Genomic DNA, 13332 nt, shown 5'->3' with positions numbered 1-13332 from the left:
GGCTCCGCGCGGCGGGGGGGCCCGGCGCGCCCGCCAACCCCGGCGCGGTGGGGGGGGGGGCGCCCCCCCGGGGGGGGGGGGGCCCCGGGGGGCCCCCCGGGGGGTGGGACGGTCGGTCGGTCAGTGCTGCGCCGCGCCGTGGCCGAGGCCGGGCAGCCGGCTCCAGCCCCCGCGGTCGGCGTGCTCGGTCAGCACCGGGTCGTCGCCCACCACCGTGGGGTGGCCGACGAGTCGGAGCAGGTCGAGGTCGGAGGAGTGGTCGCCGTAGGCGTGGCACTCCCGCGGGTCGAAGCCGCCCCGGTCGAGCAGCTCGCGGGCGGCGACGGCCTTGGCCGCGCCGATCATCGGCCGCTCCAGTTCACCGGTGAGGATCCCGTCGGCCACCAGCGGGCGGCTGCACAGGACGGTGCCGGCGTCGACGTACCGGGCGATCGGGTCCAGGCAGCCGGGGAAGGACCCGGAGACCAGGACGGTGTGGTGGCCCTGCTCGGTGTGCCGGCGGAAGGCGGCCAGGGCGGGGGCGTGGAAGAGCTCCCCCTCCCCGGTCCGCTGCCGGAACCACTGCTCGCCCTGCTCGGCGAGGTCGGCCTCCCGCACGCCGGTGAACAGCCGGTAGTACGCCCGGTTGACCTCCTCGCGCGGCACGCCGCCGTCCGCCAGCCGGCGGAGGGCGCCGTGGTCCCGCGCGTAGTCGGACTCCGGGCGGCCCTCGACCCGGTACCGGAAGGCCAGGAAGTCGAACATGCTCTTGACGTTGATCAAGGTCTCGTCGACGTCGAAGAAGGCCGCGGGGCCGGTCGGGCGGGTCACTGGGTGCTCCTGGGGTTCGTCATGGCGTCCGGGGTCCGTCCGGGATGAGTCCGCGGCCGGTCGGGCCGGGTGGGGTGGGTCAGCGCGAGCCGACGACGACCAGCTCGCCCTCCCGCTCCTGCTCGGTGCGGGCGAGGCGGACCTGCTCGACGGTGCGGGCCGCGCGCTTGCCCTCCTTCTGCGAGATGACGTCGCTCTCGAAGGCGGTGAACTCGACCCGGGACAGCGAGGCGCGGGCGCCGCCCTGGTGGACGGCGATCTCGACGCCGAAGGACAGCCGCTCGGGGTTGTCGATGCTCGCGCTGAGGATCTCGTAGTCGACGGTGGCGTCCAGCGGGAACAGGAAGTTCTCGAAGTCCGTGTCGAAGCTCTTGATCACGTAGTAGTACTGCCGCTCCGGCCAGGCCGAGGCGTAGAACCGCTCGGTGACGGCCAGGAACATCTGCCGCGCCGCCTCGATGATGATCATGCCCTGGATGTGCTGGCCGGTGGTGTGGTCCAGGAGCAGTTCGTTGTCGTTGTCCAGTCTCAGGTCCGCCTGGTAGCGCAGCGCGTCGATCTGGCGCAGGCCAGCGATCAGGACGTTCTGCTCGCGGTGCTTGTGCGCCTCGTCCCGGTAGGCCAGGCTCGGCTGCAGCCCGGGCACCGAGATGCGGTCGGCCGCACCGTAGCGGGTGATCTCACGGGCCACCCAGTCCCACTCGTACGAGCTCATGCCCTGACCGTTGATCAGCGTCAGGCGGAGCTCGGGGTCACTGTAGCGCCCCGCCCGCAGCTCCTTGACGAACCCACCCGCGGTGGCCACTCCGTCGTTCGTGGCCAGAGCGCCGAAGCGGTCGCCGACCAGGTACAGAACCTCGGTCCGATGCGTCATGTCAATGCCCCCATCACATGAAGTGCGCGTGGCGCGCGTCTCTGAACAGGCAAAAGGCTGAATTGCAGCCCTCTCCCGCCTTCCTGACGGGAGGCCAGCTGCCCAGGACAGTATCAGCATTCGTAGACAGCTTACGACCCTGTCTCATATCAAGACTTCCTCAAGAATCCCGATGCAAGGTCAACCGACCGCCTTGACGGCCGCCACGGCGAACCTATAGCGTCCTCTGCCATGAGTAAGAACCCTGATACCGACCAGGGTTCTTGCTGCTAATCGAACTCATCGACACCTTCGACATCGGAGTCCTCGACCCATGAAGAGCTACCCACGCACCACGCTCGCCGCGGTGTGCATCGCCGGCGGGCTGCTCCCCGCCTCGCTCACCGGCGCCTCGGTGGCCCTGCCGAAGATCGCCACCGACCTGGGCGCGGGCCTCGGACCGCTCCAGTGGGTGGTCAACGGCTACAACCTGACCTTCGCCAGCTTCATGCTCGCCTGCGGCGCCATCGCCGACCTGGTCGGCCGCCGCAGAATGCTGGGCATCGGCATCACGCTCTTCGGCCTCTGCTCCCTGGTCAGCGGCCTGAGCAGCAACATCTACCTGCTGGACGGCGCCCGCCTGCTGGCCGGCGCGGCCGCCGCCGCGGTGCTCACCGCCGGCAGCGCGGTGCTCGCCACCACCTTCTCCGGGCCCGCCCAGGCCAAGGCCTTCGGCGTCCTCGGGTCCTCCTTCGGCGTCGGACTCGCCCTCGGCCCCTCCACCTCCGGCCTGCTGGTCTCCTCCTTCGGCTGGCGCTCGGTCTTCCTGCTGCACGCGGCGATCGACCTGGCCCTGCTGCTGGCCCTGCCGCGGATCACCGAGTCCCGTGACCCGGGCGCCCGCGGCGTCGACTGGGGCGGCACCGTCACCTTCACCACCAGCCTCGCGCTGGTCACCCTCGCCATGGTCGAGGGCCCCCAGCAGGGCTGGACCAGCCCCGTCGTGCTCGGCCTGCTGGCCGGCTTCGTGCTGCTGCTCGCGCTCTTCGTGATCGTCGAACTGCGCCAGGAGCGCCCGATGTTCGACATCTCCCTGTTCACCCAGGGCCGCTTCGTCGCGATCTGCTTCGTCCCCGTCGCGCTCGCCTTCGGCTTCGTCTGCCTGCTGGTCTTCCTGCCCTCCTACTTCATGGGCGCCAACCGGTTCAGCAGCTCCGAGGCCGGCGCCGTGATGCTGCTGCTCACCGCCCCCGTGCTGGTCTTCCCGATCATCGCCGGTCGCCTCGCCCAGAAGATCTCGGTCCGCACCCTGCTGGCCGTCAGCCTGCTGCTGGTCGCCGGCGGCGCCGCCTGGCTCACCACCATCCACCCGGGCATCGGCGTGGCCGGCCTGATCGGTCCGTTCCTGATCATCGGCACCGGCGTCGGCATCTCCTTCGGCCTGCTGGACGGCGCCGCGATCGGCTCCGTCCCGCCGGAGCGGGCCGGCATGGCCGCGGGCATGTTCAACACCATGCGCCTGGCCAGCGAGGCGATCGCCATCGCCGGCATGGGCTCCGTCCTGGTCAGCCTGGTCAGCTCCAACGTCTCCGAGAACCTCGACTCCTACGGCAGCGGCTTCACCGGCAACCCGGACGGCCTCGCCGCCAAGGTCGCCCAGGGCAACCTGGCCGACCCGGAGTCCGGTGTCGCCGAGGCAGGCCGCCAGGCCTTCCACACCTTCCTCGCCGACGGCTACACCGACGCGCTGCGCACCGTGCTGTGGATCCTGGCCGGCGTGGCCGCCCTCAGCGCCCCGCTGATCGCCGTGATGCTCCGTGACCGCAAGGCCGCCGCCTCCGCGGTGACCGCCCCGGAGGCCGAGCAGGCCCCGGAGCCGGTCGGCGCCGGGCGCTGACGCCCGCCTCGACCGGCCTGACGGCCAGACCCGAGCGACCGGTCCGGGAGGGGCGCGGTGAACCCGCCGCCCCGCCCGGACCGCTCCGCCTCCGTACCCCCCGCACCTCCGCCACCCGCTGCACCCGCTGCCGCCCGCCGCACCCCCGAACCACCGCGAAGGAAGAGATCATGCACAGCCGCCAGCTCGGCCCCACCGGCCTCGACGTCGGAGCCATCGGCCTCGGCTGCATGGGGATGACCGACTTCTACACCACCGGCGGCTACGACGAGGCCGCCTCGGTCGAGGTCGTCCACCACGCCCTCGACCAGGGCATGAACCTGATCGACACCGCGGACGTCTACGGCCCGCACAGCAACGAGGAGTTGCTCGGCCGGGCACTGGCCGGCCGCCGGGAGCGGGCCGTCCTGGCCACCAAGGTCGGGCTGGTCCAGGAGCCGGACCGGCCGATGTACCGCAACGGCCGCCCCGAGCACATCCACGCCTCGATCCGCGCCTCGCTCAAGCGCCTCGGCACCGACCACGTCGACCTGTACTACCTGCACCGGGTGGACCCGGACGTCCCGCTGGCCGAGTCCTGGGGCGCGATGGCCGAACTGGTCGAGGCCGGCCTGGTCCGCGGCATCGGCCTCTCCGAGGTCGGCGTCGAGGAGCTGGCGGCCGCGCAGGCCGTCCACCCGGTCGCCGCCGTCCAGACCGAACTGTCGCTGTGGAGCCGGGAGGTGCTCGCCGACGTGCTGCCCTGGTGCTCGGCCCACGGCGCCGCCTTCGTCCCGTACTCCCCGCTCGGCCGCGGCTTCCTCACCGGCGGCTACACCAGCCCGGACGCCTTCGCGCCGGACGACTACCGCACCGCCAACCCGCGCTTCGCCCGGGAGGCCTTCGCCGCCAACCTCGCCATCGTCGAGACCCTGCGGCGGGTCGCCGAACGGCACGGCGCCACCCCGGGGCAGGTCGCCCTGGCCTGGACCCTCGCCCAGGGCGAGCAGGTCGTCCCGATCCCCGGCACCAAGCGGATCGGCCACCTCGCCGAGAACGCCGGCGCGGCCGACCTGCGACTGTCCGACGCCGACCTGACCGAGCTGGACTCCGCGCCGGCCCCGGTCGGCTCGCGCTACTGACACCCCGTCACCCGCGCTCCTCCCCAGCCCGCTCCACCACCCCCGCCCCCACGCCCCACCCCCCGACCCGCACCAACCACGAGGAGAGACCTTCCATGGCACAGCAGCGCACCCTGGGCGCCGAGGGACCCGCCGTCGGCCCGATCGGCCTCGGCTGCATGGGGATGAACTGGGTGTACACCTCCCAGCTGCAGAGCACCGAGGAGTCGATCGGCGCCATCCGGCACGCCGTCGACCTCGGCATCACCCTGCTCGACACCGCGGACCTCTACGGCCCCTTCACCAACGAGGAGTTGCTCGGCGAGGCACTCCGCGGCGGGCTGCGCGAGCAGGTCGTGCTCGCCACCAAGGGCGGCCTCAAGGCCGGCCCGGAGTCCCACCTCGGCTCGGTGCAGGTGTCCGCCGACGGCCGGCCGGAGCACCTGCGCGCCGCGGTGGAGGGCTCGCTGCGCCGACTGGGCACCGACCGGATCGACGTCTACTACCTGCACCGGGTCGACCCGAGGGTCCCGCTGGTGGAGAGCTGGGGCGCCCTGGCCGAGCTCCAGCAGGCGGGCAAGATCGTGCAGTTGGGCCTGTGCGAGGTCTCCGCCGGCCAGCTGGACGCGGCGCACGCGATCGCCCCGGTCGGCGCCGTGCAGTCCGAACTGTCGGTGTGGAGCCGGGACCCGCTGGCCGAGGTGCTGCCCTGGTGCAAGGCCAACGGCGCCGCCTTCGTCCCGTTCTCCCCGCTCGGCCGGGGCTTCCTGGCCGGCCGCTTCGACGGCGAGAACGCGCCGGACCAGGACGACTTCCGGGCCCGGCTGCCGCGCTTCCAGGAGGAGGCGCGGGCGCAGAACCAGCGGATCTCGGACGGCATCCAGGAGGTCGCCACCCGCCACGGCGCCACCCCCGCCCAGGTCGCCCTGGCCTGGACGCTGGCCCAGGGCGAGCACGTCGTGCCGATTCCCGGCAGCACCCGCCGGCTCCACATCGAGCAGAACGCCGCGGCCGCCGAGGTCCTGCTGAGCGCCGATGATCTGGCCGCGTTGGACTCCCTCCCGGCTCCGGTCGGAACCCGCTACTGACTTGCCCCGCAGACGAGTTCGTTTTCCGAGTTGTCAATCAGGGCTCTACGAAGTATTAAGGTTCTGAGTAGCAGTTCAGGTTCCGACCACCGAGGAGGCCCCGTGGCTCCCCCCGACCAGGACGTCCCCTCCCGAAGGCTGGGACACCTCCTCAAGCAGTGCGAGCAGACCATGATGGCCGCGCGCGGTCGGGCGCTGCGCACGGTCGGCCTGACCGTGCCGCAGTACCTGACCCTCCGGGTACTGGCCGAGCACCCGGACGCGTCCGGGGCCCAGCTGGCCCGGCACTGCCTGGTCACGCCGCAGACCATGGCCACCCGGCTCGCCTCCCTGGAGGGGCGCGGGCTGGTCCGCCGGCAGGTCTCCTCGGTCCACTCGCACGTCTTCACCGCGCGGCTGACCGAGGAGGGCCGGGCCCTGACGGTCCGGGGCGAGGCGGCCGAGCACACGGCCGAACAACGGCTGGTCAGCTCGTTCCTGGCGGAGGAGGTGGTGGTTTTCCGCTCACTGTTGCGGCGCGCCGTGGCAGCGGTGTCCGTACCGGAAGCCGACCCGGTTGGCCCGAATCAGTTCGTACGTAGCGACTGATCAGCCCACTGATGTACCTTAAAGTCCGAATAATCCGCCGTGGGGGGCAGCCAGGGATGCGATCACTGTGACCGAAAACAGCTCCAACCAGCCGAACTCAGCTCCGCTCGATTTCCACGACCGCCTGGGCCATGCCATCAAGCGGGCCGAGCAGGCGCTGATCGGCGAGAAGACCCGCGCGCTGCGCACCGTCGACCTGACGGTTCCGCAGTACGTGACCCTGCTCGTGCTCCAGCAGTCCTCCGGAATGTCCGGGGCGCAGCTGGCCCGGGAGTGCATGGTCACGCCGCAGACCATGACCACGATCCTGACCAATCTGGAGAACAAGGGCCTCATCACCCGTGAGACGTCGAGCGTGCACCAGAAGGTGCTCGTGGCCAAGCTCACCCGCTCCGGCCGCACACTGGCGAAGAAGGCCGACACCTTGGCCCGCGGGGTCGAGAAGCGGCTCACCGACGCCTTCGACGACACCGAGCAGGCCCAGCTGCGCGAGCTGCTGGAGCGCTCGGCGGCGGCTCTGCGCAAGACCGACTGAGCCGCACCGCGGCAGCACCGCAGTACGGGGCGGAAGGCCGCCCCCTGGACGCCCGATCACCACCCGGGGCGTCGAGGGGGCGGCCTTTCCCATGTCCGGGGTCGGACGCCCCACGCTCCGGAGGCCTCATGCTTCGGACACAGCCTATGGTCCACCCATTCATTAACATTGCGATACTGGACAAGGCATTGACCTAAGTCAGGCCTCTGATACTGTATCGATCATGCAGACAGCGCAGCAGCACGCGTCGTCCATCGGCATCCTCGGCACCGGGTCGCACCTGCCCGCGAACGCCGTCGACAACACCCTGGTCGGCTCCCGGGCCGGCGTGACCGCCGAGTGGATCCACCGCAAGACCGGCATCAGCGAGCGGCGCTACGCCGCCGAGGGCGAGGCCACCTCCGACCTCGCCGCGCACGCCGCCCGGGCCGCCCTCGCCGACGCCGGGATCCGCCCCGGCCAGCTCGACCACATCGTCGTGGCCACCTCCACGCCCGACCACCCGCAGCCCGCCACGGCCGCCATCGTGCAGGACCTGATCGGCGCCGAGCAGGCCGCCGCCTTCGACCTGAACTCGGTCTGCAGCGGCTTCGCCTTCGCCCTGCACACCGCCCACCGCCTGATCGCCGACGGCGGCCACGCGCTGGTGATCGGCGCCGACGTCTACTCCCGGATCATCGACCCCACCGACCGCCGCACCGCGATCCTGTTCGGCGACGGCGCCGGCGCCGTCGTGCTCGGCCCCGTCCCGGCCGGCTACGGCATCGAGACCTCCCTGCTGGAGACCTTCGGCCAGCACCACCGCACCATCCGGGTCCCGGCCGGCGGCAGCCGTAGACCGGCCTCGCCCGAGAGCCTGGCCGAGGGCGACCACTGGTTCGCCATGAACGGCCGCGAGGTCCGCGAGTTCGTCACCGACCGGCTGCCGCTCACGGTCAAGGAGCTGCTCCGCCGGGCCGACCGCACCGGCACCGAGGTCGACCACTTCGTGCCGCACCAGGCCAACGGCCAGATGCTGGCCGAGATCCTGCCCTCGCTCGGCCTGGAGCGCGCCCGCACCCACCTCACCGTCGCCGAGTACGGCAACACCGGCGCCGCCTCCGTCCCGATCACCCTCGACGCCGCGAACCGCGCCGGCGCCCTGCGCGACGGCGAACTGGTGCTGCTCTCCGGCTTCGGCGGCGGCATGTCGATCGGCAGCAGCCTGCTGCGCTGGCACGCCGCCGCGTAGTCCAGGCGCACCGCCCGCCCCCGAACGACCTCCCCTGACGACGACGGGGCCCGCACCGCAACCGGCCCGGCACCCGCCCGACACCCGTACGAGAGAAGAGACGTGACCAGCAGCGCCGACCCCACCGCCCCCCGCCCCACCGGCAGACGGCCCGTCCTGATCGTCGGCGCCGGCCCGGTCGGACTCACCTCCGCGGCCGAACTGCTGCGCCGCGGCGTCGACATCCACCTGGTCGACCGAGCCCCGGCCCCCTCCCCGCTCACCAAGGCCCTGCTGGTCTGGCCGCGCACCCTGGAGGTGCTGCGCCGGCTCGCCGACCCGGCCGGCACCGCCGACCGCAGCCTGCCGGTCGACGCCTTCCACTACTACTCCGAGGGCCGCCCGATCGCCACGCTCGACCTGACCGGTCGCGCCCAGCCGGTGATCCTCCCCCAGCCCGAGATCGAGGACCTGCTCGGCGCCGCCGTCACCCGGCTCGGCGGCGAGGTCGAACGCGGCACCGCGCTCACCGGGCTGGAGCAGCACCCCGACCACGTGGTCGCCGTGCTGCGCGGCGCCGACGGCACCGAGCGGCGCGCCGAGTACGCGTACGTCCTCGGCTGCGACGGGGCCGGCAGCACCGTCCGGGAGCTGCTCGGCCTCAGCTTCGAGGGCCTCACCTACCCCAACACCTTCATGCTGGTCGACGCCTACGTGGACGGCCCGCTCAAGCACGACGCCGCCCACTACTTCTGCTCCTCGCGCGGCGTGCTGGTGATCATCGGACTGCCCGGCGGCCGCTCCCGGGTCTTCACCTCGCTCCCGCCCGGCCTCGCCCCCGAGGACGCCACCCTGGAGCTGATGCAGCAGGTCGTGGACGAGCGCGGCCCGGGCGGCCTCACCCTCCGCGACTCGGCCTGGACCAGCACCTTCGCGGTGCACGCCCGGCACGCCGAGCGCTACCGCGAGGGCCGGGTGTTCCTGGTCGGCGACGCCGCCCACATCCACAGCCCGGCCGGCGGCCAGGGCCTCAACACCGGTGTCACCGACGCCCAGAACCTCGCCTGGAAGCTCGCCCTGGTCTGGCGCGGCGAGGCCGGCGCACCGCTGCTCGACAGCTACCACACCGAGCGCACCCAGGTCGCCCGCGCCGTCGTCCGCCAGGCCGACCTGCAGACCCGCGCCTGGCTGCTGCGCAAGCCCGCCCAGGTCACCGCCCGCGACCGGGCCGCCGCGGCCGCCTCCCGGTTCGGCCTGTTCGACCTCGACTACATCCCCTGGCTGGCCGGCCTGCGCACCGTCTACGGCGAGGGCCGGGAGACCAGGCTGCGCAGCTGGAAGCTCTGGGGCCACCGCTTCGTGCCCGGGGCGCTCACCCCCGACCGGCAGGTCTGGGACCGCCGGCTCGGCCGCCGGCTGTCGCTGCGCGAGGCCGTCTCCGACCTCCAGCACACCCTGCTGGTCGAACTGCCCGGAACCGCCCTGCCGCCGCGGGTCGCCCGCGCCCTGGAGCAGGCCGAGAAGCGCCACCCCGGGCTGCTGGACGTCCGGGTGCTGGACGCCACCGGCACCCTGCACGACGGCGCACCGGCCGAGCCCGACCCCGCCCGCGGGTCGTCCGGCCGCACCGCCGGCCGCGGGTCCGGCCGCGGCTCCGTGGTGCTGGTCCGCCCCGACCAGCACGTCCACGCCCGGCTCCCGCTGCACGAGGCGCACCGGGTCACCGCCCTGCTGGACGAGGCCCTGCACCACCCCGCCCGCTGATCCCGCCCGTTGGCCCCGCCCGCCGACCCCTACCCCTGAGGACCGCCCCGATGCGCTTCGACCCACCGCCCCGGATCGCCGCCGTGGTCGACTGGCTCCCCCCGACCACGGACACCGCGGCAGCGGCGGTCGCCGGGGGGCGGGTCACCGCCGAGAACGCCGCCAAGGACGGCTACCTCGAACTGCCCGTCAGCGACGGCCCCTCGGGCCCCGAGATGGCCGTCCTCGCCGCCGCCAAGGCGATCGGCGAGGCCGGCTGCCCGCCCGAGTCCGTCGGCCTGGTCGTCCACGCCTGGATCTACCACCAGGGGCACGACTTCTGGTCCCCCGCCCACTACGTCGCCCAACACGCGGGCGCCGTACGGGCGGTGCCGCTCGGCGTCCAGCAGATGTGCAACGGCGGGGCCACCGCGGTCGAGCTGGCGGCCGTCCGGCTGGCCGCCGACCCGGCCCTGGAACGGGCCCTGGTCACCACCGGCGACCGCTTCGCCGCCCCCGGCTTCGACCGCTGGCAGGGCGACTACGGGGTCGCCTACGGGGACGGCGCGACCGCGCTCGTGCTGGACCGCGAGCGCGGCCCGTACCGGCTGCTCGCCGCGCACACCGCCGCCGCCCCCGACCTGGAGTCCATGCACCGCGGCCACGACGCCTTCTCCCCCGCGCCCCGCGCCAACGGCGAGACCCTCGACATCCGGCGCACCAAGAAGGCCTTCCTCGGCGACGGCCTCGGCCCGCACTTCGCCGCCACCGCGGGCGAGGGCGTGGCCCGGGCCGTCCGCGGCGCCCTCGCCGACGCCGGCCTCGCCCCGGACGACCCCCGGCTCGGCCACCTGCTGCTCCCCCGGCTCGGCCGCACCGTCCTGGAGACCGCCTACCTCCCGGCCGTCGAGCGCCTCGGGCTCACCGGCGTCGAGGTGCTCGACCTGGGCACCCGCACCGGCCACCTGGGCGCGGGCGACGCCGCCGCCGGCCTGGCCCACCTGCACACCCGCGGCTTGCTCGAACCCGGCCGGATCGCCATCCTGCTGAGCGCCGGTGCCGGCTTCACCTGGACCGCCCTGCTGGTCGCCGCCGAGTGAGCGACCGGCCGCCACCCGTCACGACCGACCACCGAGGAACCCCGATGCCCAACTCCCCCGCCGCCCTCACCCCCGGCACCGTCCTGGTGCTGGTCGACCTCCAGCAGTGGATCGTCAGCCGCCCGGTCGCCCCGCTCAGCGGCCCCGAGGTGGTCCGCTCCGCCGCCCGGCTCAAGACCGCCTTCGAGGCCGCCGGCCGGCCCGTCGTCCTGGTCCGCTACGCCCGGATGGACGGCAGCGACGGCGGCCCCGACTCCGCCTTCAACCGCTTCGCCCCCGAGGTCGCCGCCCGCCCCGGCAACGAGGTGGTCACCAAGTACGGCATCGACGCCTTCGCCGGCACCGACCTCGCCGACCGGCTCAACCGCCTCGGCGCCACCGACCTGGTCATCGCGGGCATCGCCACCGAGTACGGCGTCGGCGAGACCGTCCGCACCGCCGTCAACCTCGGCTACCCCACCACCGTCGTCGAGGACGCCGTCGCCGCCCTCTCCCCCCAGGGCCACACCGCCGCCGTCGACGCCTTCCACCGCATGGGCGTCACCCTCACCCGCACCGACCCCCTGCTCACCCCCGCGGCCTGAGCGCCCCCACGCACCGGCACCATCGAGCCCCCGCCCGGGACCTTCCCCGGGCGGGGGCTCCGCGCGCTCCCACGCTCAGGCCGCGGCGCGGACCGGGGCGGGAACCGGGGCGGACGTCGGGGCGGACGTCGGGGCACCGGACAGCCGGCGCGTCTCCCACAGGGTCAGCAGGCCGATGACGACCATCGCCACCCCCGTCGGGCCGTGGACGCCGAACGCGGCCCCGGCGGAGCCGTGGTGGGCGAGCACGGTGGCCATGTCGCCGAACGGGACGACGGACCCGGCCAGCAGGACCCAGGCCAGGGCGCGGCGCTGACCGGTCAGCAGCAGCACCCCCAGGATCAGGGCGTTCGCGACGTCGCGGACGCCCTTGAGGACCAGGAAGCCGCCGCCGTCGCCGGCGGGCCAGCTCGGCAGGCCGAAGGTCGGCGCGATGGTCCCGGGGGCCAGCACGAAGGTCAGTCCGAACCAGAGGACGAAGAGGATGCCCGCGGTGGTCAGGGCGGTGTTCACGGTCTTGAGGGACATCGGGGTCTCCTTGCGGAAGTCGGGCGTGCCGGAGTCGGGCGTGCCGGAGTCGGGCCTGCGGGCTCAGACGAGGGCGGCGACCAGCAGGGCGAAGGCGGCGACGATCACGGCGACCCGGGCGTAGTGGTAGCGGTCCCAGCGGTCCGACTGCTCCTGCCAGTCCGCGGGGCGGTTCTCCGGGGTCCAGGTCTTGCTCCGGTTGTTGATCGGGACGAGCAGCAGGACCGACATCAGCACGCTGACGATCAGCAGCGCGCCGGCGGTGACGAGGAGCCAGGTGCCGTGGTGGTGCCGGTCGGCGACGGCCCAGACCGCGACCAGGACGAGCGAGCCGATGTACCAGAACGGCATCACGGCGCCGAGCATCCGCCCCCCGTGGGCGCGGCCGAGCTGGCCGGCGTCCTCGGGGAGCGCCTTGAGGATCCGGTTGAGGACGACGGCGACGGCGAACTCCACCCCCACCATCACGCCGAGTTCCACGGTGGTGAGGACCTTGAGTGCGGCGAGCATGATTCCCCCTGGTATCTAGCGCTGCTAGCTGACATGTCAATGCTAGACCTGCTGCCGCTTGAATGTCTAGCGGTGCTAGGATCGAGTCATGTCGGTACAGGAACGAAAGCAGCGCGAGCGGGCGGAACGTGAGCGCCTCATCGTGGCGACGGCCCGTGAACTCGCCGAGCAGCAGGGCTGGGAGGCGGTCACCACCCGCCGGCTCGCCGAGCGCATCGAGTACAGCCAGCCCGTCCTCTACAGCCACTTCCGCGGCAAGCGGGAGATCATCGGTGCCGTCGCCCTGGAGGGCGTCACCGAGATGGCCGCGGCACTGCGGGCCGCGACCCGCGCCGCGGACGGCCCGCGCGCCCGGGTCACCGCCCTGGCCCGCACCTACCTCGACTTCGCCGCCCGCAACCCGGCGGTCTACGACGCCCTGTTCCAGCTCGACGGCGGCCTGGCCTTCGCCGAGGAGGACACTCCCGAACCGTTGAAGGACGGCTTCGCCGCCCTGCTGGAGACCCTCGCCGACGTCGCCGGGGAGGGCGTGGACCCGGGCCTGTTCACCGAGGTGTTCTGGGCCGCCCTGCACGGACAGGCCACCCTGACCAGGGCCCGGCGCCTGCCCCCGGAGGACACCGGGCGCCGGGTGCAGCTCCTGGTGGACCGGCTCGCCGTGCTCTGAACCGCCGCCGGGCTCCGAACCACCGCCGGGGGGGGCGGCGGGGCCGGCGGCCCGCCCGGCCCTGCGCGCGGGGGCGGGGGGGGGGGGGCGGGGCGGCGCCGGCGGCGCGCGCGCCCCCC

Annotated in this window: 14 protein-coding genes; 10 read left to right on the top strand and 4 right to left on the bottom strand. The window is 73.5% G+C overall.

Annotation, left to right across the window (positions count from 1 at the left end; genetic code table 11):
- Nucleotides 1–120: 120 nt before the first annotated feature.
- Nucleotides 121–810 (bottom strand): HAD family hydrolase, encoded by a 690-nt coding sequence (locus tag ACFXPX_RS03685; protein WP_375887293.1) that lies wholly within the window; start codon nucleotides 808–810, stop codon nucleotides 121–123.
- Nucleotides 811–889: 79 nt separating this feature from the next.
- A complete protein-coding gene (locus tag ACFXPX_RS03680) occupies nucleotides 890–1684 on the bottom strand; it encodes an AfsA-related hotdog domain-containing protein (RefSeq protein ID WP_380586705.1) in 795 nt (264 codons plus the stop codon).
- A gap of 313 nt (nucleotides 1685–1997) precedes the next feature.
- Between ACFXPX_RS03680 and ACFXPX_RS03675 the strand changes: the two genes are divergently transcribed.
- From ACFXPX_RS03675 to ACFXPX_RS03635, 9 genes are all read left to right on the top strand, one after another.
- A complete protein-coding gene (locus ACFXPX_RS03675) occupies nucleotides 1998–3560 on the top strand; it encodes an MFS transporter (RefSeq protein ID WP_375887288.1) in 1563 nt (520 codons plus the stop codon).
- Nucleotides 3561–3730: 170 nt separating this feature from the next.
- Nucleotides 3731–4681: an aldo/keto reductase gene (locus ACFXPX_RS03670; protein ID WP_375887286.1), complete on the top strand. Its 951-nt coding sequence runs from the start codon at nucleotides 3731–3733 to the stop codon at nucleotides 4679–4681.
- A gap of 95 nt (nucleotides 4682–4776) precedes the next feature.
- Entirely contained in the window at nucleotides 4777–5748 is a 972-nt protein-coding gene (locus ACFXPX_RS03665; RefSeq protein WP_375887284.1) for an aldo/keto reductase, read from the top strand.
- 102 nt (nucleotides 5749–5850) lie between these two features.
- Entirely contained in the window at nucleotides 5851–6336 is a 486-nt protein-coding gene (locus tag ACFXPX_RS03660) for a MarR family winged helix-turn-helix transcriptional regulator (RefSeq protein ID WP_375887281.1), read from the top strand.
- 67 nt (nucleotides 6337–6403) lie between these two features.
- Complete coding sequence (locus ACFXPX_RS03655) at nucleotides 6404–6871, top strand: MarR family winged helix-turn-helix transcriptional regulator (RefSeq protein WP_375887278.1); 468 nt, start codon at nucleotides 6404–6406, stop codon at nucleotides 6869–6871.
- Nucleotides 6872–7094: 223 nt separating this feature from the next.
- On the top strand, nucleotides 7095–8102 hold the full coding sequence (locus ACFXPX_RS03650) for a 3-oxoacyl-ACP synthase III family protein (protein ID WP_380639491.1): 1008 nt from the start codon (nucleotides 7095–7097) through the stop codon (nucleotides 8100–8102).
- Nucleotides 8103–8204: 102 nt separating this feature from the next.
- Entirely contained in the window at nucleotides 8205–9845 is a 1641-nt protein-coding gene (locus ACFXPX_RS03645; RefSeq protein WP_380639489.1) for an FAD-dependent monooxygenase, read from the top strand.
- Nucleotides 9846–9895: 50 nt separating this feature from the next.
- Complete coding sequence (locus ACFXPX_RS03640) at nucleotides 9896–10924, top strand: 3-oxoacyl-[acyl-carrier-protein] synthase III C-terminal domain-containing protein (protein WP_380639487.1); 1029 nt, start codon at nucleotides 9896–9898, stop codon at nucleotides 10922–10924.
- A 44-nt stretch (nucleotides 10925–10968) separates the two neighbouring features.
- Nucleotides 10969–11508 (top strand): cysteine hydrolase family protein, encoded by a 540-nt coding sequence (locus ACFXPX_RS03635; protein WP_380523185.1) that lies wholly within the window; start codon nucleotides 10969–10971, stop codon nucleotides 11506–11508.
- A 75-nt stretch (nucleotides 11509–11583) separates the two neighbouring features.
- Here the strand turns inward: ACFXPX_RS03635 and ACFXPX_RS03630 are convergent, their stop codons facing one another.
- Both ACFXPX_RS03630 and ACFXPX_RS03625 read right to left on the bottom strand, forming a co-directional pair.
- The gene (locus tag ACFXPX_RS03630; protein WP_380586697.1) at nucleotides 11584–12036 is read right to left on the bottom strand and encodes a DUF4267 domain-containing protein; all 453 of its coding nucleotides are present in this window, start codon (nucleotides 12034–12036) and stop codon (nucleotides 11584–11586) included.
- Nucleotides 12037–12099: 63 nt separating this feature from the next.
- Entirely contained in the window at nucleotides 12100–12546 is a 447-nt protein-coding gene (locus ACFXPX_RS03625; RefSeq protein WP_380586694.1) for an anthrone oxygenase family protein, read from the bottom strand.
- An 88-nt stretch (nucleotides 12547–12634) separates the two neighbouring features.
- Between ACFXPX_RS03625 and ACFXPX_RS03620 the strand changes: the two genes are divergently transcribed.
- Nucleotides 12635–13213 carry a TetR/AcrR family transcriptional regulator gene (locus tag ACFXPX_RS03620; protein WP_375887262.1) on the top strand — a complete coding sequence of 193 codons (579 nt, stop codon included), beginning with the start codon at nucleotides 12635–12637 and terminating at the stop codon, nucleotides 13211–13213.
- Nucleotides 13214–13332 lie beyond the last annotated feature (119 nt).

This window comes from Kitasatospora sp. NPDC059146 (genome assembly GCF_042786665.1).
In the GTDB taxonomy this organism is placed as follows: Bacteria; Actinomycetota; Actinomycetes; order Streptomycetales; family Streptomycetaceae; genus Kitasatospora.
Note: the sequence above shows the minus strand (reverse complement) of the source record. Positions and strands in the feature narration are given on the sequence as shown.

Bases quoted from the DNA above. Each gene is read 5' to 3' on its own strand.
- ACFXPX_RS03680 (WP_380586705.1), bottom strand. From the start codon at position 1,684: ATGACGCATCGGACCGAGGTTCTGTACCTGGTCGGCGACCGCTTCGGC.
- ACFXPX_RS03675 (WP_375887288.1), top strand. From the start codon at position 1,998: ATGAAGAGCTACCCACGCACCACGCTCGCCGCGGTGTGCATCGCCGGC.
- ACFXPX_RS03670 (WP_375887286.1), top strand. From the start codon at position 3,731: ATGCACAGCCGCCAGCTCGGCCCCACCGGCCTCGACGTCGGAGCCATC.
- ACFXPX_RS03665 (WP_375887284.1), top strand. From the start codon at position 4,777: ATGGCACAGCAGCGCACCCTGGGCGCCGAGGGACCCGCCGTCGGCCCG.
- ACFXPX_RS03650 (WP_380639491.1), top strand. From the start codon at position 7,095: ATGCAGACAGCGCAGCAGCACGCGTCGTCCATCGGCATCCTCGGCACC.
- ACFXPX_RS03640 (WP_380639487.1), top strand. From the start codon at position 9,896: ATGCGCTTCGACCCACCGCCCCGGATCGCCGCCGTGGTCGACTGGCTC.
- ACFXPX_RS03635 (WP_380523185.1), top strand. From the start codon at position 10,969: ATGCCCAACTCCCCCGCCGCCCTCACCCCCGGCACCGTCCTGGTGCTG.
- ACFXPX_RS03630 (WP_380586697.1), bottom strand. From the start codon at position 12,036: ATGTCCCTCAAGACCGTGAACACCGCCCTGACCACCGCGGGCATCCTC.
- ACFXPX_RS03625 (WP_380586694.1), bottom strand. From the start codon at position 12,546: ATGCTCGCCGCACTCAAGGTCCTCACCACCGTGGAACTCGGCGTGATG.
- ACFXPX_RS03620 (WP_375887262.1), top strand. From the start codon at position 12,635: ATGTCGGTACAGGAACGAAAGCAGCGCGAGCGGGCGGAACGTGAGCGC.